At 56.7% G+C, this 23,611-nt stretch carries 20 protein-coding genes and 1 tRNA gene; 14 read left to right on the top strand and 7 right to left on the bottom strand.

The features are described 5' to 3' along the window. Positions 1–52 precede the first annotated feature (52 nt). From AC2FND_RS07545 to AC2FND_RS07525, 5 genes are all read left to right on the top strand, one after another. The gene (locus tag AC2FND_RS07545) at positions 53–1,639 is read left to right on the top strand and encodes an ABC transporter substrate-binding protein (protein ID WP_496768904.1); all 1,587 of its coding nucleotides are present in this window, start codon (positions 53–55) and stop codon (positions 1,637–1,639) included. Between the two features lie 15 nt (positions 1,640–1,654). After that, the gene (locus AC2FND_RS07540) at positions 1,655–2,611 is read left to right on the top strand and encodes an ABC transporter permease (RefSeq protein WP_209504642.1); all 957 of its coding nucleotides are present in this window, start codon (positions 1,655–1,657) and stop codon (positions 2,609–2,611) included. Next, positions 2,611–3,426 carry an ABC transporter permease gene (locus AC2FND_RS07535; protein WP_209504928.1) on the top strand — a complete coding sequence of 272 codons (816 nt, stop codon included), beginning with the start codon at positions 2,611–2,613 and terminating at the stop codon, positions 3,424–3,426. The genes AC2FND_RS07540 and AC2FND_RS07535 overlap by 1 nt, the downstream gene beginning before the upstream one ends. Further along, the gene (locus AC2FND_RS07530; RefSeq protein WP_496768902.1) at positions 3,423–5,060 is read left to right on the top strand and encodes an ABC transporter ATP-binding protein; all 1,638 of its coding nucleotides are present in this window, start codon (positions 3,423–3,425) and stop codon (positions 5,058–5,060) included. The genes AC2FND_RS07535 and AC2FND_RS07530 overlap by 4 nt, the downstream gene beginning before the upstream one ends. Before the next feature lie 156 nt (positions 5,061–5,216). Then, complete coding sequence (locus AC2FND_RS07525; RefSeq protein WP_496768901.1) at positions 5,217–6,053, top strand: alkaline phosphatase family protein; 837 nt, start codon at positions 5,217–5,219, stop codon at positions 6,051–6,053. Between the two features lie 10 nt (positions 6,054–6,063). Here AC2FND_RS07525 and AC2FND_RS07520 read toward each other — a convergent pair whose 3' ends face one another. The 5 genes from AC2FND_RS07520 to AC2FND_RS07500 all read right to left on the bottom strand — a co-directional run bounded on the left by AC2FND_RS07520 (position 6,064) and on the right by AC2FND_RS07500 (position 12,046). Then, entirely contained in the window at positions 6,064–6,987 is a 924-nt protein-coding gene (locus AC2FND_RS07520; protein ID WP_209504645.1) for an alpha/beta hydrolase, read from the bottom strand. A 12-nt stretch (positions 6,988–6,999) separates the two neighbouring features. Next, complete coding sequence (locus AC2FND_RS07515; protein ID WP_496768900.1) at positions 7,000–8,889, bottom strand: acyl-CoA synthetase; 1,890 nt, start codon at positions 8,887–8,889, stop codon at positions 7,000–7,002. Positions 8,890–9,048: 159 nt separating this feature from the next. Beyond that, positions 9,049–10,869, bottom strand: a complete 1,821-nt coding sequence (locus AC2FND_RS07510) for an ABC transporter transmembrane domain-containing protein (protein WP_496768898.1) — start codon at positions 10,867–10,869, stop codon at positions 9,049–9,051. 127 nt (positions 10,870–10,996) lie between these two features. Next, a tRNA-Gly gene (locus tag AC2FND_RS07505) sits at positions 10,997–11,070 on the bottom strand. A 103-nt stretch (positions 11,071–11,173) separates the two neighbouring features. Next, positions 11,174–12,046 carry a MurR/RpiR family transcriptional regulator gene (locus AC2FND_RS07500; protein ID WP_496768896.1) on the bottom strand — a complete coding sequence of 291 codons (873 nt, stop codon included), beginning with the start codon at positions 12,044–12,046 and terminating at the stop codon, positions 11,174–11,176. Between the two features lie 127 nt (positions 12,047–12,173). On the opposite strand from AC2FND_RS07500, the gene AC2FND_RS07495 reads away from it, so the two are divergent. The 7 genes from AC2FND_RS07495 to AC2FND_RS07465 all read left to right on the top strand — a co-directional run bounded on the left by AC2FND_RS07495 (position 12,174) and on the right by AC2FND_RS07465 (position 19,999). Then, the gene (locus AC2FND_RS07495; RefSeq protein WP_496768894.1) at positions 12,174–12,935 is read left to right on the top strand and encodes an N-formylglutamate amidohydrolase; all 762 of its coding nucleotides are present in this window, start codon (positions 12,174–12,176) and stop codon (positions 12,933–12,935) included. Between the two features lie 16 nt (positions 12,936–12,951). After that, positions 12,952–13,473: a TRAP transporter small permease subunit gene (locus tag AC2FND_RS07490; RefSeq protein ID WP_209504650.1), complete on the top strand. Its 522-nt coding sequence runs from the start codon at positions 12,952–12,954 to the stop codon at positions 13,471–13,473. After that, complete coding sequence (locus tag AC2FND_RS07485) at positions 13,473–14,798, top strand: TRAP transporter large permease (protein WP_496768892.1); 1,326 nt, start codon at positions 13,473–13,475, stop codon at positions 14,796–14,798. Before AC2FND_RS07490 ends, AC2FND_RS07485 begins: the two co-directional genes overlap by 1 nt. 57 nt (positions 14,799–14,855) lie before the next feature. After that, on the top strand, positions 14,856–15,893 hold the full coding sequence (locus tag AC2FND_RS07480; protein ID WP_209504652.1) for a TRAP transporter substrate-binding protein: 1,038 nt from the start codon (positions 14,856–14,858) through the stop codon (positions 15,891–15,893). Positions 15,894–15,950: 57 nt separating this feature from the next. Further along, the gene (locus AC2FND_RS07475; protein ID WP_496768890.1) at positions 15,951–17,312 is read left to right on the top strand and encodes a glutamine synthetase family protein; all 1,362 of its coding nucleotides are present in this window, start codon (positions 15,951–15,953) and stop codon (positions 17,310–17,312) included. A 94-nt stretch (positions 17,313–17,406) separates the two neighbouring features. After that, complete coding sequence (locus tag AC2FND_RS07470) at positions 17,407–18,789, top strand: aldehyde dehydrogenase family protein (RefSeq protein WP_496768888.1); 1,383 nt, start codon at positions 17,407–17,409, stop codon at positions 18,787–18,789. Between the two features lie 64 nt (positions 18,790–18,853). Beyond that, positions 18,854–19,999 (top strand): iron-containing alcohol dehydrogenase, encoded by a 1,146-nt coding sequence (locus tag AC2FND_RS07465; protein ID WP_496768886.1) that lies wholly within the window; start codon positions 18,854–18,856, stop codon positions 19,997–19,999. Positions 20,000–20,061: 62 nt separating this feature from the next. Here AC2FND_RS07465 and AC2FND_RS07460 read toward each other — a convergent pair whose 3' ends face one another. Both AC2FND_RS07460 and AC2FND_RS07455 read right to left on the bottom strand, forming a co-directional pair. Then, positions 20,062–21,294: an HlyD family secretion protein gene (locus AC2FND_RS07460; protein WP_496768884.1), complete on the bottom strand. Its 1,233-nt coding sequence runs from the start codon at positions 21,292–21,294 to the stop codon at positions 20,062–20,064. Further along, positions 21,291–21,695 carry a hypothetical protein gene (locus AC2FND_RS07455; RefSeq protein ID WP_480476916.1) on the bottom strand — a complete coding sequence of 135 codons (405 nt, stop codon included), beginning with the start codon at positions 21,693–21,695 and terminating at the stop codon, positions 21,291–21,293. Before AC2FND_RS07455 ends, AC2FND_RS07460 begins: the two co-directional genes overlap by 4 nt. A 186-nt stretch (positions 21,696–21,881) precedes the next feature. Between AC2FND_RS07455 and AC2FND_RS07450 the strand changes: the two genes are divergently transcribed. Further along, a complete protein-coding gene (locus AC2FND_RS07450) occupies positions 21,882–22,955 on the top strand; it encodes an NAD(P)/FAD-dependent oxidoreductase (RefSeq protein WP_496768882.1) in 1,074 nt (357 codons plus the stop codon). After that, complete coding sequence (locus tag AC2FND_RS07445) at positions 22,952–23,605, top strand: DUF938 domain-containing protein (RefSeq protein ID WP_496768881.1); 654 nt, start codon at positions 22,952–22,954, stop codon at positions 23,603–23,605. The genes AC2FND_RS07450 and AC2FND_RS07445 overlap by 4 nt, the downstream gene beginning before the upstream one ends. The last annotated feature ends 6 nt before the right edge of the window (positions 23,606–23,611 follow it).

Below are 23,611 nucleotides of genomic sequence, written 5' to 3'. Positions count from 1 at the left end.
CGTCAACAAAAACCCGAAAAGGGTTAAAACCACTCGATAGGGAGAATACTCGATGAACGAACAAATCACGCATATGGCCGGTCAGGTCACAGCCGGAAAAATGACCCGCCGCGAATTCATGGGGAAAGCCGCGGCTTTGGGTGTTTCGGCTGCGATGGCCAGCACAATGTTCGCAGACGCCGCTCGGGCTGCTGGCCCGAAAAAGGGCGGTGATTTGAAATTTGGTCTTCAGGGTGGTGAATCCACTAACTCTCTGGACCCGGCGACCTACGCAAGCTCTGTTCCCTTCCAGAACGGCAAACAATTTGGTGACCAGCTTGTCGAAGTTGCACCGGACGGCTCGATCGAGCCTCGTCTGGCGGAAAGTGTTGAAGGCAGTGCTGATGCCAAAGTTTGGACTTTCAAGCTGCGTCAGGGTGTCGAATTCCACAACGGCAAGACCATGACCAGCGAAGACGTGCTGAAAACCATGCAGCGCCACTCGAACGAAGACTCCAAGTCCGGTGCCCTAGGCATCATGAAGGGCATCGAGTCAATGAAAGCTGACGGTGACAACTTCCAGGTCACCCTGACCGAGGCAAACGCCGACCTGCCTTATCTTATGGCCGACTACCACCTGATCATTCAGCCTGATGGCGGTATGGATAATCCTGGAGCGGGTATCGGAACTGGACCGTACAAACTGGAAGTTGACGAACCCGGCGTGCGTCACTTGTTTACAAAGAACGAGAACCACTGGAATTCTGATTTCGGCAACTTCGACAGTGTCGAAGTCGTCGTCATCAATGACGCAACCGCGCGAACCGCGGCGCTGCAATCCGGACAAGTTCACGCGATCAACCGGGTCGAGCCGAAAGTCGCCGATCTGCTTGGTCGTGCGCCAAATCTAACGGTTCATTCAACCGCTGGCCGCGGTCACTATGTCTTTATCATGCATTGTGATACCGCGCCGTTTGACAACAACGAACTACGCACTGCGTTGAAATACGCCATCAACCGCACAGAACTCGTAGACAAGGTTCTGCGCGGCTATGGCTCGATCGGGAACGATATGCCAATCAACGCGGCCTATCCACTGTTCGACTCAACCATTGAACAGCGTGAGTTCAGCATCGAAAAAGCAGCCGAGCACTACAAAAGGTCCGGCCATGATGGTTCGCCGATCATCCTTCGTGTCGCAGATGGCGCGTTTCCAGGAGCCGTTGATGCCGCTGCCCTGTTCCAGCAGACGGCCGCGCAGGCCGGTATCCCGCTGGAAATCAAGCGCGAACCCAATGATGGCTACTGGTCCGAAGTCTGGAACGTGCAACCCTTCTGCGCTTCTTATTGGGGTGGCCGCCCGGTGCAAGATCAAATGTACTCGACCGCATACCTGTCGACTGCGGACTGGAACGATACACGGTTCAAAGTTCAGGCCTTTGACGACTTGCTGTTCGCGGCACGTGCAGAACTGGATGTCGAGAAACGCAAAGGCATCTATAGCCAGATGGGCCAAATGGTCCGCGACGAAGGCGGCTTGATTTGCCCGATGTTCAACGACTTCGTCGAAGGTATCAGCAACCAGCTGGAAGGTTGGGAAAGCGATCCAACACAAGAGATGATGAACGGCAACGTGTCGCGTAAGATGTGGTTCGCGTAAAACAGGCCACGGATCATGCATCCTATCATCAAACTGGTTTCCCAGCGCCTCGCGCTGGGACTCCTATTGCTGTTTGGCGCTTCGGCTCTGATTTTTGGCCTGACCGAAGCCCTTCCCGGAGACGCAGCGCAAGCCGTCCTGGGGCAGTCCGCAACCCCAGAGGCCCTTGCAAACCTGCGCGAAGAAATGGGCCTGAACCGGCCTGCCCTGACCCGCTATTTCGAATGGCTGGGTGGTATCGTTCAGGGTGATCTGGGTCAGTCCCTGACCAACAAGCTCGACATTGCTGAAAGCATTGGCAAACGGTTGGGCAACACATTGTTTCTGGCATGTGCCGCAGCCGTGGTTTCGGTTCCGCTTGCCATCTTTCTGGGCCTGCTGGCGGTCCGCTACCGCAACCGCTGGCCAGACAAGCTGATCTCTGCCATCACATTGACAACGGTTTCGATCCCCGAATTTCTGATCGGTTACGTGGTGATCTACTATGTCTCGGTAAAGCTGGGCTGGTTTTCCTCGCTTGCGATGATCAATGACTCGATGTCATTCGGGCAAAAACTCAATGCGATCGCGTTGCCCGCATTCGTGCTAACACTGGTGGTTCTGGCGCAGATGATGCGCATGACCCGCGCAGCGATCCTCAACCTGATGCAGTCGGCCTATATCGAAACGGCGGAACTAAAGGGGTTGTCGAACTTTCAGGTCATTGCGCGACATGCCTTTCCGAACGCGATCTCACCCATTGTAAACGTGGTGATGCTAAACTTGGCCTATCTGGTTGTGGGTGTTGTCGTAGTCGAAGTGGTGTTCGTTTATCCCGGCATGGGACAATACCTGGTGGACTCGGTGACCAAGCGTGACGTGCCGGTCGTGCTGGCGTGTGGTGTGGTCTTTGCCGCCGTCTATATCGGGCTGAACATGGTGGCCGATATCGTATCGATCCTGGCCAACCCAAGACTGAGGCATCCGAAATGATGAAGAATATTCCAATTTCGGCGATGATCGGTCTGTTTTTCACAGGTCTCTATTTCTTTGTCGCCTTGGCCGCACCTTTGATTGCACCATACGGTATGGCCGAAGTGGTTGGCGATGTGTGGGAGCCATCAAGCGCCGAACACCTGTTGGGCACCGACAATATCGGTCGGGATCTACTGACACGCATGATCTATGGCGGGCGCACCACCATCTTCATTGCTGCTGCGGCTACGATCCTCAGCTTTGTAACCGGCACGTCGCTGGGTTTGCTGGCTGCGGTTCTGGGCGGTTGGGCCGATCAGGTGCTCAGCCGGGCAGTTGATCTGGTCATGTCGATCCCGACGCTGATCCTGGCGCTGGTCATTCTGGCCATCGTCCCGGTGACGGTCCCGATCCTGATCCTGGTGATGGGGCTTCTGGACGCGACACGTCCGTATCGCCTGTCGCGGTCGGTTGCTGTCGACATCAACGTGATGGATTATGTCGAGGCGGCCAAATTGCGCGGCGAGGGCCGTGCCTGGATCATCTTCCGCGAAATCCTGCCAAACGCCCTGTCACCGCTAGTGGCCGAGTTTGGGCTGCGGTTCATCTTTATGGTTCTCTTCATCTCGACCCTTTCGTTTCTGGGGCTGGGCGTTCAGCCACCGCTGGCCGACTGGGGCGGCATCGTGAAGGAAAACAAGGACGGCATCGTGTATGGCATTGGCGCAGCGCTCTACCCCGCCGTGGCCATCGCGACGCTCGCGATTTCGGTCAACCTTGTGGCTGACTGGATCCTGAACCGAACCACATCGCTGAAAGGAGGCCGGGGATGAGTGATACCCTTCTCAAGGTCCGTGACCTCAAGATCGGTGCGACCGTTTACCCACCGGGTGAGAAACCCCATGACATCGAAATCGTGCACGGGGTCAGCTTTGACCTTGAACGCGGCAAAGTGCTGGGGCTGATCGGAGAATCCGGTGCCGGGAAATCCACCATCGGCCTCGCTTCCATGGCCTACGGCCGGGGTGGTGTTGAAATCACCGGCGGCGAGGTTTGGGTAAATGGGCGCGATATCCTGAAATCATCCCATGGCGATATCCGCAATCTGCGCGGGGGTGAGGTTGCGTATGTGTCGCAATCCGCTGCCGCGTCGTTCAACCCGGCCAAGAAGATCATGGATCAGGTTGTAGAAGCTGCGGTCGAGCACAAGAAGTTTTCGCGAAAAGAGGCCGAAGGCCGCGCGCGGGAACTGTTCGCCAAACTAGGTCTACCCGACCCGGATAATATCGGTGACCGCTACCCGCACCAGGTTTCAGGCGGACAGTTGCAGCGATGCATGACGGCGCTGGCGCTGTGCCCTGAACCCGATCTGGTGGTGTTCGATGAACCCACCACGGCGCTGGATGTGACCACGCAAATCGACGTGCTGATGGCGATCAAAGAAGCCATTCGCGATACCGGTGTTGCTGCTCTCTACATCACGCACGACCTTGCGGTCGTGGCGCAGGTCAGCGACGAAATCATGGTTCTGAGGATGGGAAATACGGTTGAATACGGGTCAACCGATCAGATCATCAACAACCCGCAGGAAGAGTACACGCAGGCTCTGGTCTCGGTTCGTTCGATCGAGCACGAGGAAAAACAGCCCACAGCGGAACCGCTGCTAAGCGTTGACGGTATCACCGCGCGCTACAAGGGGCTGAATTTCGACGTGCTGCACAACGTCAATGTCGAGCTTCATCCAGGTCAGACGCTGGCGGTTGTGGGTGAATCCGGGTCAGGTAAGTCGACACTTGCCCGGGTGATCACTGGCCTGTTGCCGCCCCGCGATGGCGTGATTACGTTTGCCGGGCGCAAACTTTCGCCTGATCTTGCCGGACGATCCCGCGAGGACCTGCGCGAGTTGCAGATGATCTATCAGATGGCTGACGTGGCAATGAACCCGCGACAGACCGTGGGCACGATCATCGGGCGCCCGCTGGAGTTCTACTTCAACATGCGCGGTGCCGAAAAGCGCAAACGGATCGTCGAGCTGCTGGACGAGATCGAGTTGGGAGAGAAGTTCATTGACCGTTATCCGGCCGAGTTGTCCGGTGGCCAGAAGCAACGCGTGTGTATCGCGCGGTCTTTGGCGGCCAAGCCCAAGATGATCATTTGTGACGAGGTGACATCGGCGCTCGACCCGCTGGTGGCGGACGGTATCCTCAAGCTGCTACTGGATTTGCAGAAGATCGAGGATGTGGCCTATCTGTTTATCACCCACGATCTGGCGACGGTTCGGGCGATCAGCGACAGCATCGCGGTGATGTATCAGGGACGCGTGGCGCGCTATGGCCCAAAGAGCCAGGTGCTCAGCCCGCCATTCGACGACTATACAGACCTTCTGCTGAGCTCGGTGCCCGAGATGCATCTGGGTTGGCTGGAGGAGGTCGTTGCCCATCGCAAAATGGAAAGCGCGGGGAACTGATCTCTGCGCCTGTAACATCACTTTGAAGAAATGGATTCCCGGCGTTTTGCATCTTGGCTGACGTCGGGAATTTATTATTTGGGACGCGATTTGGCAGGCGCATGGTTTTAACTCGCGTATCGTCCGCATGAAATACCCAGATCAAGGGGCCGAACCATGGACCGTAAACTACTATTGATCATCCTGGACGGAGTACCATACCGGAATTTCCGCCGGCTGTTTGGCAACCTGGAAGGCTGGGTCGACAGCGGCGAAGCTCGGGTGTGGAAGCACCGCGCAGTGCTGCCTTCAACTTCGGCCAGTTGCTATGCATCGATCCATACGGGCGTAACCCCGCAAGAACACGGTTGCACCGGAAACGGCAACGTTTTTCGCCTGAGCCATAAGGATATCTTTAGCCAGGTACGTGAGGCCGGCGGTGTGACCGGGGCTGTCACACACAGTTTCTGGTCGCAGTTCTTCAACCGTCACCCGTTCGACTATGTCCGCGACGTCGAATATGACGAGCCTGAGAGCCAGACCATCAATCACGGTCGCTTTCACAGCATGACCGGCTACGGCAAAGACAATCAGATGACCCCGTCCGACGTCGATCTATTTGCGACCCTGACCAATCTGTGTCTGCGCTTTGGGTTGGACTATGGCATCCTGCACACCTGCACATTGGACAGCATGGGTCACCGTTTCTATCACGACTGCGGGGAAATGGATCATGCCTGTTTTGTTGCAGACGAGATGCTGGCCCCGTTCATCCCTCGCTGGCGCCAATTGGGGTATGAGGTGATCGTCACCGCCGATCACGGCCAAGACGAGCGCGGACACCACGGAGGGCGCAGCCCCCTGCAACAGGAAACTGCGCTGTATTACTTCGGCGATGCCGACGGGCCTGACATGGAAACCGTAATCGACCAGATCCAGTTGGCCCCGACAATTCTAAGCCGCATGGGTGCGCCCCTTGCAGAGACGATGAAGGCTAAGCCGTTCCTGAAGTAACTGGCTGGCTTCAGTCGTAGGGCCAGATCTCTTGCCCTAGTGCTTCGATTGCGACCGAGATCCGTTCGAAACTGTCTGCCGCACGCCTTACCGAGGTTCGCGCACGCAGGTACCCATGAACAAGGCCGGGTTCGTTGATCCAATGGGCCTGACCACCAGCCGCGCTGATCCGCTCGCAATAGACCTTCCCGTCATCGCGGAGCGGGTCACAGTCAGCGGTAATCACAACAGTAGGCGGCAGTTTCGAAAAATCATCGCCCTGTAGCGGCGCATAAGTCGGATCGCCTTGCGGCTGGGCGTCTGTGTATCGGACTGTTTCATAGAACTTGATATCGTCCAGTGTCAGTAAAGGAGCATGGGCGTGCTCAAGATATGAGCCGCGCGATTGATCTCCGCCAAGGCCGGGGTAGATCAGGACTTGCCCCAGAATATTGTCCAGCCGCCCGCGCGCATGGTGGGCAATAGCTGCTGACAAATTTCCTCCCGCGCTGTCCCCGGCCAGAACAAGCGGGTCGCCATACTCGACCGCCGCCCATTTCACAGCTGTCCAGCAATCCTGGAACTGCGCTGGATGCACATGTTCAGGACACAGCCTGTAGTCGACTGAAACGACGCGGTATCCCGTCTGCGCACAAAACTCGGCACAGACATCATCGTGGCTGTCCAACCCGCCAACGACAAAGCCACCACCATGAAAATAGACAACCGTTCGGGTCGGATGCCCGGCGGTATAATGGCGGACCGGCACGCCATCGGCGTACAGGTCCTGGGTTTCGACACCGGCAGGGCGCGGTTGGCGAAACTGCTTGCACATCGTGTCATAGACCCGACGCTGGTCCTCGATGGACAAATCGACCGCATCATCCGGATAGCTTTCGGCCGTGCGGCGTATGAACGCCCAGGTTTCTTCGTCGATCAGGCGTTCATAGTCCATTGTTCCTCCGGCTTATTTGGACCACTCCCAGGGCCGGGTATATGCGCCCAGCACTTTCGAGACATCGTCTTCCGAAGATCCGTTCGCGTCAAGCTGCGCGACAAGGCCACGCTTTTTATCGTCGATCACAAGAACAACCCGCGCAGCAAGCCCCGCAGCGTCAAGAGCACCGTTGTAAATGCGGGTGATGGCCTGTTTGCGCAGGTCCGGCTTGAACACCTTACCGACGGCAGTTTTCGGCAACTCGTCAAGAATGGTTATATGCTTGGGTTGTGCAGCACGCTCATGCACGTGAACCTTGCAATACTCCAGCAGCTCGTTTTCAGTGACCGACGCTCCATCGACCAATTCTACAAAGGCGCAGGGCACTTCGCCCGAATGCGCGTCCGGCTGACCGATCGCCCCCGCGAAGGCAACTGCATTGTGACCCAGCAGCGCCTCTTCGATTTCAGCAGGATCGATATTGTGACCACCGCGAATGATCAGGTCCTTGGCGCGACCCGTGATCCAAAGGTAGCCGTCTTCGTCAAACCGCCCCAGATCGCCCGTACGCAGGTATTTGTCAAAGTGGTAAAGACCAATGTTCTTGTCAGCCTCAGTATACGTGTTGCCTGCATACACACCGGGGTTCGAGATGCAGATCTCACCAATCTGATCAGTGCCGCACTCTGTCGGTCCATCCGGCCCATCCAGCAGGATTTTGACATCCGTATAGGGGAACGGAATACCGATCGAACCGATCTTTTTCTCGCCATCCACGGGGTTGCACGAGACCAGACAGGTGGCCTCGGTCAGGCCGTAGCCTTCGACGATGGTGACGCCCGTCGCCTCTTCGAAGCGGCGGAACAACTCCACTGGCAGCGGCGCCGAACCCGAAAAGGCGGTTTTCACGCTTGAGATATCGGCATCCACCGGGCGTTGCATCTTGGCTGAAATCGCGGTTGGAACAGTGATGATAAAGCTCACTCTCCAGCGCTCGATCAGCTTCCAGAAATTGTCGAACACACCGTCACCGCGATAACCTGCAGGTGTCGGGAAAATTACATGCGCACCTGACGACACGGCGGCCATCACGATCACATGCACGGCAAAGACGTGGAACATCGGCAGCGGGCACATGATGACGTCATTTTCATCAAACAACAGCGTTTTGCCCAGCCAGCCGTTGTAGATCAGGCCCGAGTATTTATGCTGCGCTACCTTCGGCATCCCGGTGGTCCCACCGGTGTGGAAATAACAAGCAACGCGATCTTCCTTGCTGTCCTCGAATGTCAGCGTCGTCGGTTGCTTGGCAAGTTCCTTGTTGAAGTTTTTGTAATCCGCATGCGCCAGCTTTTCCTTTTCGCCCATCTTGGGGCGCAGGAAGGGAACCAGCCACGACTTGGGCGGCGTCAGGTACCGGTTCAGGTCGATTTCCAGAATGGTGTTGACCTTGGGCGCGTGGCGCACCGCCTCTTCCACTTTCTGGGCAACATCCGTTTTCGGGAAGGACTTTAACGTAACAACCACCTTGGCGCCTGTCTCACGCAGGATCGCCGCAATCTGCTCGGGCTCCAGCAGCGGGTTGATGGGGTTCACGATTCCCGCAACTGCACCGCCCATCATGGTAATCAGCGTTTCGTTACAGTTTGGCAGCACATACGCCACCACGTCTTTTTCACCAACACCCAGCGAGCGGAACAGGTTTGCTGCCTGATTGACCTTACCCAGAAGTTCCGACCAGGTCAGCGATTCAGCCTTGTCTGTAGGCCCGGAAAACAGCTGAAAACTGATGGCGTTGTGGTCGGGAAATTTCTCTGCCGTGCGCGACAGGAGCTGATGGAAGGTGACAGGCAAATCCCGATCCTCCCACGACATCTCCTGTTCTATGCGCGTCTTGTCTTCCAATCCCACAAAGGCCATGTGGTTCCTCCCGTTTTTCTCCCGTGTTTTTGCACGAGCTTGTTGTTCGCATCCAAGATGGAAGCAAAACAACCCTCGCGCAAGCGAGGCCTTAGCTTTGAAAGAGAGGAAACTGTAGAATGACGCTACGGCGAATTCACAAATGCCCGAGCGTCACTCCTATTCTGCGGCTACGCCATCGGTGAACTGCAGTCGTGCGAGGCGCGCATATAGCCCATCTTGGGACACCAGATCATCATGGCTGCCCTGCGCCACGATACGGCCTTCTTCCAGCACAACAATGCGGTCGGCTTTCTTTACGGTGGCCAATCTGTGCGCAACAATCAGGGTCGTGCGACCGGCACGCATCTGATCCACAGCGCCCTGCACTGCGCGTTCACTTTCCGCATCAAGGGCCGAGGTTGCCTCGTCCAGCAGCAGCACGGGTGCGTCGCGCAATATGGCGCGAGCGATTGCGATACGCTGCTTCTGCCCACCCGACAGCATGACCCCCCGCTCGCCGACAAAACTGTCATACCCGTCGGGCAAGGACGCGATAAAGTCATGCGCAATAGCGGCACGGGCTGCGGCTTCTACTTCGGCATCTGTTGCATCCAGACGACCGAAGCGAATATTTTCGCGGGCTGAGGCGGCAAAGATCACCGGATCCTGCGGCACCAAAGACATGTACTTACGGAAATCTGTGCGATCCAGTTCCCGCAGATCATGGCCATCCAGCATCACTCGGCCCGAATTTGGGTCATAGAACCGTTGAATCAATTGAATGATCGTCGTCTTGCCCGCCCCTGACGGCCCGACAAAGGCAACGGTCTCGCCCGGGTTTACCTGAAGCGACAAGTGATCCAGCGCGATTGTATCGGGGCGCGCGGGATAACGGAAACTGACATCTTCGAACCGGATTTCGCCCCGGACGTCCTTTGGCAAAGGAGCGGGTTTGGCGGGGTCCGAAACCGTATCTTCGGCATTCAGCAACTCGACAAGACGCTCGGTGGCTCCGGCGGCGCGCTGAAGCTCGCTCCAAATCTCAGACAGGGCCGCGACTGAACCCGCCATGATGATCGAGTAGATCACGAATTGAATCAGAACGCCTTCGGTCATCACACCGTTGCGTACATCATTTGCGCCCATCCACAGAACGCCAACGATGCCTGAAAAAACCAGAAAGATCACAATCACCGTCAGCACCGCGCGCGTCTGAATCCGGCGCAGCGAAACGGTATAGGACATCTCGGTCATCTCATCGAATTGCTGGCGGCTGGCCTGTTCGTGGGTAAAGGCCTGCACCGTCTGTACCGCCCCCAATGCCTCGCCCGCGTTTCCGGAAGACGCCGCAATCCAATCCTGGTTTTCGCGGCTGATCACGCGCAAACGCCGCCCCAGAATCAATATCGGCACCACCACCACGGGGATAAGCAGCAAGACAAGCCCGGTCAGCTTGGCCGAAGTCAACAGCATCAGAACCAGCCCGCCGACAAACATCAGCATGTTGCGCAGCGCGATGGAAACCGATGAGCCAAGAACCGATTGGATGAGTGTGGTGTCAGTGGTGATCCTGCTCAGCACTTCACCGGTCATGATGCGTTCGTAGAATTCGGGGCTCATGCCGATCACACGATCAAAAACAGCCTTGCGGATATCGGCTACCACACGTTCCCCCAACCGTGTGACCAACGCATATCGGACACCGGTTCCCGCAGCCAGAACAGCGGCAATGCCCAACGCTGCCAAAAAGTACCAGTCCAGCAATTCACCGTCCTGAATGCGGAAATTGTCAACGACCCGCCGCACGGCCAATGGCAGGGTCAACGTCATACTGGCCGTCAGGATCAGCGCCAGTGTCGCCCCGATCATCAATAGCCTGTAGGGTTTCATGAAAGGCCAGAGCGACCCCAGCACCCCGATTTTCCTTGAGCGGGCCCGCTCTTCGCTAGCGCCAGGAGCCGCTGATTGTGCTGGTTTATTGGCGGTCTGTCTTGCCATGTCCGGCCCTTGTGAATTGAACACTACAAAGTGAACGCTTTCTTGGCGCCAGTCGCCGTTCCGGTCAAGCATTCCTGCCAGAAACAGCCAACCATAAGGGCCATTTGACGCAGAAATCAGTGGGGATTGGAGCGGGTAGACGGAATCGAACCGACATAGCCTGCTTGGAAGGCAGGGGCTTTACCATTAAGCTATACCCGCACATGGTTTGCGCTGGTTAAGTCATGCGCCCGGGCGCGTCAAGCGGGAAGTGTGAAAATTAGCGCGGCCAAAAACGTGATATTTCCCGGTGGATGTACGGCCTTCAATCGTGACTGCGAAATATCCGCGTCGAGGAGAAAAACCGCTCGAGTTCCTCGATGCGTTCCTTGCTTTCTTCCCATCGGGCCTCTTGCACTTCAGAGATCAGGGTTTCCGAAATCAGCTGTAGCGCTATTGTTGAATCCCAGCTGGAGGGTGCCTCGACCAGTGCATGAAACGTGTAATTGGCGGTCTTGCCAATCGGTGATCCCCACTGGTCGGTGAACAGGATAACCGTCACGCCGCGGCTGGATGCGACCTGCGCCAGTTTCTCGAGATAGGCCTCGTATCGGCGTATATCAAAAATCACCAGAACCGAGGTTTCATCCATATCAAGCAGGTACTGCGGCCAAACGTTTGCCGAATTGCCCAGCATCGTCACATTGGGTCGAATAATCTGCATGTGATTGAACAGATAATCCGCATTTGAACGCGTGATACGCCCGCCCACGACGTAAAGATGGCGATCCGTGTTTGCCAGAAGCTGGGCAACGGTATCGAACATCTCTTTGTCCAGTCGTTCCAGCGTGTGGCGCATATTTGTCCAAACGGCCTGTGCAAACCGCGTTGTGGGATGTTCCGCCTCGTCATCCACAACCCAGGTATCCCGTTTCGAGATCGGCTTTTTGATCTGTGCCGCCACCTCCTCTCGCAGGGCGTCCTGCAGGGCGGGAAAACCGTCAAAACCCAGCTTGCGTGCCATACGTATGACCGTCGGGGTCGAGACCTGCGCCGCAGCGGCCAGCTTGGTGATCGATTGCAAGCCGGTCATTGGATAATCCTGCAAGAGTACCGAGGCCAGTTGCCGTTCTGACCGTGTCAGATCGTCAAGCTCTTCCTGGATCCGCTGTTTGACAAGTTTCGCAACGGTGGCCATCGGCACCTTCGTTTCTCAAATTTTTTACAGAATATGTTCGTTTGTAATTTTGTCTACAGTAATTTTCTTGACAGGCCTGAGGTTGCTGTAACAAATGCTACTTATGCGCCACGATTCCGAGACACCAATGCTTCTACCAACCGAAGCTCCGGCAGCCCGCGTGCAGAATGCCAGCGGTCGGGCACAGTGCGTTTTGGTATGCGAACATGCTAGCCGACTCATCCCGGCGTCACTGAACGGATTGGGCCTGACTGAAGACGCTGCATTGTCTCATGCAGCATGGGATATTGGTGCATTGGCGCTTTCAGTCGAACTGATGAAGGCTTTGGACGCGCCGCTGGTTCATTCCTGCATCAGCCGACTTGTTTACGACTGCAACCGCTCGCCTGAACGTGCAGATGCAATGCCGCAGGTAAGCGAAGTGTTTTCCATCCCCGGCAACGAAAACCTGACGGACGCTCAACGCGCTCAAAGGGTCCGCGAGGTTTATGAGCCATTCAAACAATTGTTGTCGTCTACTCTGGACGCGCGGGATCGGCCGCCTGTCGTTGTCACGATGCACAGTTTCACTCCCGTCTACAACGGTAAGACCCGATCAGTCGAATTGGGCATTCTTCATGACGAAGACGACCGGGCAGCCCAACTTATGCTGCGCTTCGCCAAGGACTCGGGTCTGAAAGCCGCGTTGAACGAACCTTACTCTGCCACGGATGGCGTCACGCATACGTTGCAGGAACATGCGATCAGTCGAGGGCTTCCGAATGTCATGGTCGAAGTTCGAAACGATCTTATTGACACACCAACGGGAGTAGACCGTATTGCCGGGATTCTGACGCCGATCCTGCAAACGGTAATTGATGCGTATTCGCACACAGAGGCGAAACAATGAGAGCTGGGGTATCGAGATGAAGTTCTTGCGGGGCTACGTGGCGGTCATTGATCGAACGAACCGCTGGATCGGGCGCGTCGTCATGTACGGCATATTCGTCATGATGGGTATTCTGTTCTGGTCTTCGGTCTCGAAAACCTTTTTCGTGCCGTCGCTCTGGACGCTCGAGATGGCTCAGTTCGCCATGGTGGCCTACTACATGCTTGGTGGCCCTTATTCGATCCAGATGGGGTCAAACGTGCGAATGGACCTGCTTTATGGCGAATGGTCTCATCGCCGCAAGGCCTGGACGGATGCCTTCACAGTCGTATTCCTGATCATCTATCTGGTCATCTTGCTGTGGGGGGGATGGGACAGCCTGATGTATTCCTTCCAATATGGTGGTGAGCGCAGCGCGACGATCTGGCGACCCTACCTTTGGCCGGTCAAGCTGATCATGGTTATCGGTATCTTCCTGATGCTGCTGCAAGCCATATCAGAATTGTTCAAAGATATTCTGCGCCTGTGCGGCGACGATATCCCGCGCGAGGTAATCTGATGTCATACGAGATGATTGCCTTGCTGATGTTCGCATCAATGATGCTTATGATGCTGACCGGCCAGCGCGTCTTTGGTGCAATCGGCTGTGTCGCTGTGGTTTCGGCCTTGTTCCTATGGGGGGATCGGGGCGGCTACGATCTGGGTTTTGCCGCTGCGATCAAGGTCATGAAGTGGTACCCGCTGCTGACACTGCCCATGTTCATTTTCATGGGATACATCCTTTCCGAAAGTCGGATCGCAGATGACCTTTACAAGATGTTCCATGTCTGGATGGGCGGCTTGTCCGGTGGTCTGGCTGTCGGAACCATCGGGCTGATGGTTCTGATATCGGCAATGAACGGGTTGTCCGTTGCAGGTATGGCAATCGGCGCTACGATCGCCTTGCCGGAATTGCTGCGCCGGAACTATGACAAGCGCATGGTGACCGGCGTCATTCAGGCCGGATCATCCCTTGGGATTCTGGTGCCACCATCCGTTGTTCTGGTTCTTTATGCGATGATTGCGCGGCAACCCGTCGGCCAGTTATGGCTCGCCGGAGTGATACCCGGGCTGATGATGGCAGCCATGTTCATCATCTACATTATCATCCGTTGCCGCATCAACCCATCGCTCGGCCCGGTCCTGCCCGCGGAAGATCGCGACATTCCGTTGCGAGAAAAGCTGCTGCTGTTGCAAGCCGGATTGTTACCTTTGGGCATTTTCATGGTGATGATGGTCCCTTTTGTTAACGGCTGGACTTCGTTGGTGGAATCTTCCGCCATCGGAGCCACAACGGCCATGCTGGCGGCCTTTCTGAAAGGACGGCTGACACGCACGGTTTTCGAGAATTCTATTCGGCACACCCTGGGCATCTCGTGCATGTTCATGTGGATCATTCTGGCGGCTCTGGCTTTTGGCGCTGTCTTCGACGGGTTGGGTGCGGTCAAGGCAATCGAAAGCCTGTTTACCGAAAAACTGGGTCTTTCCCCGTGGATGATCCTGGTTCTCATGCAGCTCAGCTTTATCCTGATGGGTACGTTTCTGGACGATACTGCCATGCTGGTTATCGTCGCGCCGCTTTACGTTCCGCTGGTGGGTGCGCTTGGATTTGATCTTATCTGGTACGGCGTGCTTTATACGATCACCACGCAGATCGCATATATGACGCCGCCATTCGGCTATAACCTGTTCTTGATGCGCGCGATGGCCCCCCCGGAAATTTCGCTGCGCGATATCTACAGCTCGATCGTTCCTTTTGTTCTGGTGATGGTCTGCGCCTTGGCCATAATCATCATCTTTCCTGAAATCGCGCTATGGCTGCCGAATTATGTCTATGGAAATTAAGTCACAAGACCCCGGAAAGGGGCGAAGTTCAGCAAGACTAAACAGAGGAGAAAGACAATGACTACAAGACGCAGATTTCTAAGCTCCGCCGGTCTGGCGGGGGCCGCCACACTGGCCTCTCCTGCGATCGTCAAAGCGCAATCCGCCATCAAGTGGAGGTTCCAGACCTATGCCGGTGGCGCATTGGGCGAGCATGTGACCAAGCCAGCCATCGATTACATCAACGCCAATGCCAATGGCGAACTTGAGATCGAACTGTTCTATGCGGACCAGATCGTTCCGACAGGCGAACTGTTCCAGGCCCTGCAACGCGGCACGATTGACGGTGTGCATTCGGACGACGATTCCATGGCTTCGCCTACTCCGCTGCGTCAATTCGGTGGTTATTTCCCCTTCGCGACCAAGCATATTCTGGACGTTCCGGTGCTGTTCAACCAATACGGTCTGGCTGATATCTGGCGCTCGGAATATGAGAAGGTTGGTGTGACGTGGCTATCGGCAGCGGGTCAGGACCCCTGCAACTTCAACACCAAAAAGGAAATCAAAAGCCTTGGCGACCTGGATGGGCTGAAGCTCTACACCTTCCCGACGGCCGGGCGTTTTCTGGCCAAGTTTGGTGTTGTACCAGTCAATATCCCCTACGAAGACGCGGAAGTTGCCGTGCAAACCGGTGAGTTGGACGGAATGGCCTGGTCGGGCATCACTGAAGATTACACTGTTGGCTGGGCCAATGTGACCGACTATTTCCTGACTAACAACATCTCAGGCGCGTGGATCGGGTCCTGGTTTGCAAACCAGGAACGCTGGGCCGAGCTGCCCGACCACCTGAAATCTGTTGTGATGGCAGGTGTCGAAGCAGGCCACACCTATCGTAACCAGTGGTATTGGGGCGGCGAAGCGGCCTTGCGCGCGAATGGTGACAAACTGCAGCTGCGACAGGTTCCGGCGGCAGAATGGAAAGAAGTGGAAAATGCCGCTATCGAATTCTGGGACGAGGTCGCACAGGAGGGCGAAATTCACCAGAAGATCGTTGGCATCTTCCGTGAGTATAACTCGGTCATTAACCAGGCCGGCGCTCCTTACACATTCGATTGATATCAAAACAGGGGCGCTGTCATGCGGCGCCCCTACTCAACGCATGAGGTTTGTTTCATGACCGCAACTCTGACTTTCGAAACCCTGAAATCGCTTGTCGCAGACGGCGCGATCGACACAGTATTGGTTTGCATGGTTGACATGCAGGGTCGGTTGATGGGCAAGCGTTTTCATGCAGGTCATTTTGTGGCTGGCGCGTGGGAAGAGACGCATTGCTGTAACTACCTGCTTGCCACGGATCTCGAGATGGCGACGCCGGATGGGTATGCCTCAACCAGTTGGGAGCGGGGTTATGGCGACTATGTGATGAAGCCAGACCTGAGCACATTGCGCCCGGTGCCCTGGCTGGAAGGTACCGCGATGGTCATGTGCGATGTGCTGGATCACCACACCCATGAGGAAGTGCCACATGCGCCGCGCTCGATCCTGAAAAAGCAGGTGAACCGCCTGAAGGCGATGGGGTATGAGGCGATGTGCGCCACCGAACTGGAATTCTTCCTGTTTGCGAAAAGTTTTGATGCAATCCGCAAGGAAGGGTTCCGCGATCTGGAACCGATCTCGGGTTATAACGAAGATTATCACATTCTGCAGACCACCAAGGAAGAGCATGTGATGCGCCCGATCCGGAACCACCTGTGGGATGCGGGCATTCCGGTTGAGAACACCAAAGGTGAGGCCGAGGCCGGGCAGGAAGAACTGAACATCAAATATGCGCCTGCGATGGACACGGCAGAGTATCACTCGATCGCCAAGAACGCGGTGAAAGAGATCGCCTGGCAGCAGGGTCATGCGGCGACCTTCCTGCCAAAATGGCATCATGAAAGGGTGGGCAGCTCGTCTCATGTGCATCAGTCGCTTTGGAAGGATGGGCAACCGGCGTTCTATGACGCGGCGGATGAGCTGGGCATGTCGGCGTTGATGAAAAGCTATATGGCCGGCCTGCTGAAATACGCCGCTGATTACACGTATTTCATGGCACCGTACATCAACAGCTACAAGCGGTTCATGAAGGGCACCTTTGCACCGACACGGATCATCTGGTCGGTGGACAACCGCACGGCCGGGTACCGCCTGTGCGGGGATGGAACCAAGGCGATACGGGTCGAGTGCCGTATACCGGGATCGGATATGAACCCCTATCTGGCGGTTGCAGGGATGCTGGCGGCCGGGATCGCAGGGATCGAAGAAGGGCTGGAGTTGCAGCCGCCGACGAAGGGCGATGTCTATCAGGGCGAGACGGGAATGATCCCCGGCACGCTGCGTGCGGCACGAAACGCCCTGCAAGGTTCGGCCATGTTACGCGCGGCCATGGGCGATGACGTTGTCGATCACTATACCCGCGCGGCTGAGGTCGAAATCGAGGAATTCGAACGCGTGGTAACCGATTGGGAAATTGCCCGCGGCTTTGAGCGGGCTTGAGATGGAGGAAGCGAGGGGCCAGCCCCTCGCGCACCCCGGGATATTTATGGCCAGATGAAGCAGGGATCCTGCTCTCTTTAGAGATGGAGTGGATATGGGGCAGATGTTGCAATGTGTCTCGCCGATTGATGGATCGGTTTATGCGGAACGCGAGGTGCTGTCGCGGGAGGCTGCGTTTGAGGTCGCGGCGCGGGCGCGGGCAGCGCAGGGGGCCTGGGCTGCGCGGTCGTTGCAGGAGCGGATTGATCTGGTGATAGCGGGTGTCGCGGCTGTTGGCGCGATGAATGATGAGATCGTTCCGGAACTGGCCCATATGATGGGCCGCCCAGTGCGCTATGGCGGCGAGTTTGGGGGATTCAACGAACGCGCCAGCCATATGGCAAAGATCGCCGAGACGTCACTGGCCGATATTGCCGTGGGCGAAGACGAGACTTTCAAACGCTATATCAAGCGCATTCCGCATGGGGTGGTCTTTGTGGTTGCACCCTGGAACTATCCTTACATGACGGCGATCAACACGGTGGCGCCCGCGCTGATCGCGGGCAACACGGTTGTTCTGAAACACGCGACCCAGACCCTGTTGGTCGGTGAACGCATGGCGCAGGCGTTCCATTCGGCAGGGGTGCCCGAAGACGTGTTCCAGAATGTGTTCCTCAGCCACGACGTGACCAATGACCTCATCGCGGGCAACGCGTTCGACTTTGTGAACTTCACCGGTTCGGTCGGCGGCGGTCAGGCGATGGAGCGTGCGGCGGCGGGTACCTTTACTGGCGTGGGCACCGAACTGGGCGGCAAGGATCCGGGTTACGTTATGGACGACGCCGATCTGGACGCGGCGGTTGATACGCTGATCGACGGCGCGATGTTCAATTCGGGCCAGTGTTGCTGCGGGATCGAGCGGATTTACGTTCACGAAAGCCTTTACGATGACTTTGTCGCCAAGGCGGTAGAGATCGTGAAGGGTTATAAGCTGGGCAATCCGCTGGACGCCGAAACAACCATAGGTCCTATGGCCAATGTGCGTTTCGCTGACGAGGTGCGCGCGCAGATTGCCGAAGCGGTTGAGGCCGGCGCGGTCGCGCATATCGACCCCTTCCCCGAGGATGATGGCGGCGCGTATCTGACGCCGCAGATCCTGACCAATGTCACCCATGATATGCGGGTGATGCGGGACGAAAGCTTTGGCCCCGTAGTTGGCATCATGAAAGTGTCCTCGGATGCCGAGGCCATCGCGCTGATGAACGACAGCGAGTTTGGTCTGACAGCCAGCCTTTGGACCCGCGATGTGGACCGCGCGGCGCGTGTGGGCGACCAGATCGAGACCGGCACCGTCTTTATGAACCGGGCCGACTATCTGGACCCTGGCCTGTGCTGGACCGGTTGCAAGAATACCGGGCGCGGCGGAGGTCTTTCGGTCATCGGCTATCACAATCTCACCCGTCCAAAATCCTACCACCTGAAGAAGGTCACGGGCTAAGGACGGCCTGCTCGGGGCTGCTCCCCTCGCCCGAGCAGGTCTCAAATCACAAAGGAAACCTGACATGTCACTTGTTGGAAACTGGTCCTATCCGACCGCGATCAAATTTGGTGCCGGGCGCATCAAGGAACTGCCCGCAGCCTGTGCCGCAGCCGGGATGAAGAAACCCCTGCTGGTCACGGACAAGGGGTTGGCCGATCTGCCGATCACATCGGCGACGCTGGATATCATGGAGGCGGCTGGCCTGGGCCGCGGTGTATTCAGTGACGTGGACCCAAACCCGAATGAGAAAAACCTCGACGCGGGCGTTGCGGCATACAAGGCCGGTGGACATGATGGTGTGATTGCCTTTGGCGGCGGCTCGGGGCTGGATCTGGGCAAGATGGTCGCCTTCATGTGCGGCCAGACGCGCCCGGTATGGGACTTTGAGGATATCGGCGACTGGTGGACCCGCGCCGACGCGGATGCAATCGCGCCGATCATTGCGGTTCCAACGACTGCGGGGACCGGGTCCGAGGTTGGCCGCGCCAGCGTCATCACAAATTCCGAGACCCACGCCAAGAAGATCATCTTCCACCCCAAGGTCCTGCCGACGGTGGTGATCTGCGATCCTGAACTGACGGTTGGGATGCCCAAATTCATCACCGCAGGCACCGGTCTGGACGCCTTCGCGCATTGCGTCGAAGCCTATTCGAGCCCGCATTATCACCCGATGAGCCAGGGTATTGCACTGGAAGGTATGCGTTTGGTGAAAGACTATCTGCCGCGCGCCTACGCAGATGGCAGCGACATTGAGGCCCGCGCCCAGATGATGAGCGCGGCGGCCATGGGCGCAACCGCCTTCCAGAAAGGTCTGGGTGCGATCCATGCCATGAGTCACCCGGTCGGCGCGCACTTCAACACCCATCACGGCACCACCAATGCGGTCTGCATGCCTGCTGTGCTGGATTTCAATGCTCCCGCCATAGCAGATCGTTTCCAGCAGGCTGCCGCTTATCTGGGCATCAACGGTGGCTTTGACGGCTTCCGCGCTTTTGTACAGGAATTCAACGACAGCCTTGGCATCCCGCGAAAGCTGGCAGAATTCGGCGTAACCGAGACCTCAATCCCAACCCTCGTCGAAGGCGCAATCATCGACCCTTCATGCGGCGGGAACCCGATTGAGTTGACCAAAGAAAACCTCACTCAGCTGTTCAAAGCAGCGCTATAAAAATGCAAGCGCCCGGCGGGGAACCTGCCGGGCGCGTTAAGAACTGTTCTGAAGAAACCGGATCAATGCCCGGTCAGCACCAGAGTGTTAACGGGCATCAGGATCAGGCGCAAACGCAAACCTGCCGCATGGACCACGCCAATTGTGTCGACCACGTGCAGGAAAGCAGCTTTCCAAAAGCCCAAATCCTCGTGTTCCAGACGGTCATGGTTGTCAGTGTAGACGTTGGCCAGGCAGTTGCTGCCCGGAGGAAGGTCATCGGCCATACCTTCATACAACGGCTCCATATAGACCAGAATCGAGCCGGGATTGGTGTTATTCTGCACATCCCGCAATTCATCTGATGGACGGATCTGACCGGACGGTATGACATCCTGAACCTCGACCACCACAGTTGGAATTACGGTGAATGGCTTGGTCATGCAGCCCAACTCACCGATCATACCTGGTTTGATCACCTGAGCAGACAGCTGGTTGAAAGCAGCCTGAAAACGGTCATGTCCGGTATGCGATGGAACGAGGATGCCAGCAGGACGCAACAACGGGCTCACGTAATCGCCAACCTGCAGGCTAAACTGCTCGACCCGTCCGGTAACACCGGCGACAATCAGCGTTTTGTCCAACTCGGTCTGAGCGGCGTCCAGCTGAGCAATGGCGCTGGCTAGTTGCGCAGGGATCAGCTCTTCGATCTGCTGTTCGACTGCCGCACGTCTGGATTCGGCCGCAACCACCTGCGCCTCACGCTCGGCAACAAGGTTTTCCAGCCGCTCGATCTCGGTCAACCGGACAGCGCTTGAACCTTGGTCGCGCAGGGTCGTATTTCGTTCAAGATCGTCCAGGGACTGCGCCAAAGCCGCCTTGGCACCGGCAACACCGGCATCAGCCTCGGCCAGATCGGTTTCAGCCACTATCAGCGAGGCCTGAACCTGTGCGATCTGTGCATTCGCCGCCTGAACCTGCGCTGTCTGGCTGAAATCTTCGATCCTGAAAATAGGCTGGCCAGCAGTTACCAGTTCATTGTTCTTAACGAAAATTTCCGAAACACGGCCACCTAGCTGCGGCAGGATCGTCACGGTTCGAAAATAGGACGCTGCGGTTTTGCTGGCTGGGTGAAAATAAAACAGCGTGGTGATTACCGTAAGCGCCAGAATGGCACAGGTCGTAAGACCCCAGCGCAACTCGTACCACATGGTGAAAAGGGTGATCTCGTGACCGATACGTTTGCCCTGAACAAACCGGCGGAACAGATAATCGGGCAGCACCGTGATCAGGGCGCAAAGCAGGGTCTCAATCATGTGTTTTGTTCCTGAACGTCGGTGGATTCTGAAACGCCAGGGGTTGGCGCAGGTGCCTCGGGCACCGGTTCCGGAGCAATTGCACGTCCAAGAGAACGAATGGCATCGGCAATGTTTTTAAGCGGGGTTGCAAAATCCGGAAACTGGAACCCTGCGACCAGTACAGCGGCAATCCAGAATATCCCGTTATGAGTAAACAGGGCCAGCAGCGCCAGAATACCCACCAACTGAAATTGCGGATGGTTGTTCTCGTGCGCCATTTTTTCCGGAACCGAATGAAGCGTCAGGTACCCAACACCGATCAGCACCACGAGAATGACAAAGAAGACGACCATAGCCGAAAAAAGGTAATCGCTTCCGTCAGCTGCGACGACGTATCGGGGAATGTGCCCAGTGGCCATTGGATGAAGATCTGCTGCGGTCACCTTGCCCTCCTGTTCGTTTTGATACTTCTTTGACCGGGTTGAAGCCCAAATTCAAGGCTGCATATATTTTGGAGAATCTTCGACATGCCAAATGCTTGACCCAAAAAGCTAAATGAAACCCAGAAAACTTGTGGCGAACCTGCTGCGGAAGGAACACAAATAATGATCGATTTCCTCGTCATCGGGGGCGGAATTGCCGGGTTGAGCGCCGGAGCGCGCTTGTCGGAACATGGAACCGTGATGGTTTTAGAGGCCGAAGACGCCTTGGGGTATCACGCATCGGGTCGCTCGGCAGCCCTGTTTGAAGAAAGCTATGGCCCGCAATCCGTGGTGGCGCTGAACAGGGCTGGGGCCACGTTCCTGCACACACAAAACGGTGGGTACCTAACCCAGCGCGGACTGATGTTGATCGGTTCGTTTGACCAAAGCGAAGTTTTCGAAGCCGACCGCAAAGACCTGAACATGGAAAGAATTCCCATCGATCAGGCGGTTTCGAGCGTTCCGATCCTGAACCCGGCCAAGGTGGGTTTTGCGGCTATCAGCCAAGCTGCTTTTGACATCGATACTGATCGCCTGTTGCAGGATTTCGCGCGAACCATTCGCCAGAACGGGGGAACCGCTGCAACGAAAAGCAAAGTAACCGACATTCGGAAAGAGCGGCATTGGCTGGTCGAGGCCGGGCAGATCTTCGAAGCCCGCAATTTGGTGAATGCGGCCGGTGCATGGGTGGACGAGATTGCCAAGCTTGCCGGGGTACCGCCCATCGGCATCTCTCCTCGCCGCCGTTCAATGGCGCGGCTGCCCGCCCCCGGGGGCCATGATGTATCCGGATGGCCCATGATGTTGGGCACGGGTGAAACATGGTACGCCAAACCGGACGCGGGCAAATTGCTTGTTTCGCCTTGCGAAGCCGACCCCGCACCACCTCAGGACGCCTATGCCGACGACATGGTGTTGGCCGAAGGTCTGGCGCGCTATGAAGAATTGATGACCGAACCAGTAACACGGGTCGAAACGAACTGGGCAGGATTGCGCAGTTTCGCACCGGACGGAACCTTGGTGCTTGGGCCTGACCCGATCGATCCGTCGTTTATCTGGTCTGCGGGTCAAGGCGGGTATGGTTTCCAAACAGCACCGGCAGCTTCGCAGTTGCTGTGTGATCTGGTGGTCGGAAACACGCCGGTGCTGGATCCAGACAGTGTTAAGTCGCTGACCCCAGATAGGTTGAACAGATGATCAAACGCAATCTACCGCCCTCTGCGAGCGTCGCCAACGCGAGTGAGGATGGGAAACTGGTGGCCCCGGCAGCGACGCGAAACTCCGATGCGCTTTGCGCGTTGCTACAAGACTGGGCACCGCGCCGTGGGCACGCGCTGGAGATTGCAAGCGGAACCGGTCAGCATGTCTGTGCGTTTGCTGATTTGCTGCCCGATCTGACGTGGCATCCCACCGAACCTGACCCTGAACGCCGCATTAGCATCGACGCCTATACCAGCGCCTTACCCAACGTGGCAAATGCCGAACATCTGGACGCAACGAATTCGGGCTGGCATGCGCGCTTTCCTTCGCAGGACCTGATCGTCTTGATTAACCTGATACATTTGATCAGTTGGCAGGACACCAGAGCCATTTTCGCCGAAGTCGCGCAGTCCCTAACTGAAAACGGGAGGTTCGTTTTGTACGGCCCATTTAAACGCTCGGGCCAATTGACAAGTGGCGGGGACAAAAAGTTTCACGAGGCTCTGATCGGACAAGATCCCGACATTGGCTACAAGAACGACGAAGATGTCCTTAGCCTGTTCCAGGACGTAGGGTTGCGCGTGCTGAAAACCATCGACATGCCCGCAAACAACCTTGCATTTGTTTCCCAACGCCCGGCCAACTGATCGAGA

This window comes from Ruegeria sp. BHSB056, from assembly GCF_059613305.1.
The sequence above is the reverse complement of the archived record's forward strand: the minus strand, read 5'-3'. Positions and strand labels throughout refer to the sequence as shown.

Bases quoted from the DNA above. Each gene is read 5' to 3' on its own strand.
- AC2FND_RS07485 (WP_496768892.1), top strand. From the start codon at position 13,473: ATGTCATACGAGATGATTGCCTTGCTGATGTTCGCATCAATGATGCTT.
- AC2FND_RS07445 (WP_496768881.1), top strand. From the start codon at position 22,952: ATGATCAAACGCAATCTACCGCCCTCTGCGAGCGTCGCCAACGCGAGT.
- AC2FND_RS07540 (WP_209504642.1), top strand. From the start codon at position 1,655: ATGCATCCTATCATCAAACTGGTTTCCCAGCGCCTCGCGCTGGGACTC.
- AC2FND_RS07455 (WP_480476916.1), bottom strand. From the start codon at position 21,695: ATGGCCACTGGGCACATTCCCCGATACGTCGTCGCAGCTGACGGAAGC.
- AC2FND_RS07500 (WP_496768896.1), bottom strand. From the start codon at position 12,046: ATGGCCACCGTTGCGAAACTTGTCAAACAGCGGATCCAGGAAGAGCTT.
- AC2FND_RS07530 (WP_496768902.1), top strand. From the start codon at position 3,423: ATGAGTGATACCCTTCTCAAGGTCCGTGACCTCAAGATCGGTGCGACC.
- AC2FND_RS07510 (WP_496768898.1), bottom strand. From the start codon at position 10,869: ATGGCAAGACAGACCGCCAATAAACCAGCACAATCAGCGGCTCCTGGC.
- AC2FND_RS07490 (WP_209504650.1), top strand. From the start codon at position 12,952: ATGAAGTTCTTGCGGGGCTACGTGGCGGTCATTGATCGAACGAACCGC.
- AC2FND_RS07450 (WP_496768882.1), top strand. From the start codon at position 21,882: ATGATCGATTTCCTCGTCATCGGGGGCGGAATTGCCGGGTTGAGCGCC.
- AC2FND_RS07545 (WP_496768904.1), top strand. From the start codon at position 53: ATGAACGAACAAATCACGCATATGGCCGGTCAGGTCACAGCCGGAAAA.
- AC2FND_RS07495 (WP_496768894.1), top strand. From the start codon at position 12,174: ATGCTTCTACCAACCGAAGCTCCGGCAGCCCGCGTGCAGAATGCCAGC.
- AC2FND_RS07460 (WP_496768884.1), bottom strand. From the start codon at position 21,294: ATGATTGAGACCCTGCTTTGCGCCCTGATCACGGTGCTGCCCGATTAT.
- AC2FND_RS07525 (WP_496768901.1), top strand. From the start codon at position 5,217: ATGGACCGTAAACTACTATTGATCATCCTGGACGGAGTACCATACCGG.
- AC2FND_RS07470 (WP_496768888.1), top strand. From the start codon at position 17,407: ATGGGGCAGATGTTGCAATGTGTCTCGCCGATTGATGGATCGGTTTAT.
- AC2FND_RS07475 (WP_496768890.1), top strand. From the start codon at position 15,951: ATGACCGCAACTCTGACTTTCGAAACCCTGAAATCGCTTGTCGCAGAC.
- AC2FND_RS07480 (WP_209504652.1), top strand. From the start codon at position 14,856: ATGACTACAAGACGCAGATTTCTAAGCTCCGCCGGTCTGGCGGGGGCC.
- AC2FND_RS07465 (WP_496768886.1), top strand. From the start codon at position 18,854: ATGTCACTTGTTGGAAACTGGTCCTATCCGACCGCGATCAAATTTGGT.
- AC2FND_RS07535 (WP_209504928.1), top strand. From the start codon at position 2,611: ATGAAGAATATTCCAATTTCGGCGATGATCGGTCTGTTTTTCACAGGT.
- AC2FND_RS07520 (WP_209504645.1), bottom strand. From the start codon at position 6,987: ATGGACTATGAACGCCTGATCGACGAAGAAACCTGGGCGTTCATACGC.
- AC2FND_RS07515 (WP_496768900.1), bottom strand. From the start codon at position 8,889: ATGGCCTTTGTGGGATTGGAAGACAAGACGCGCATAGAACAGGAGATG.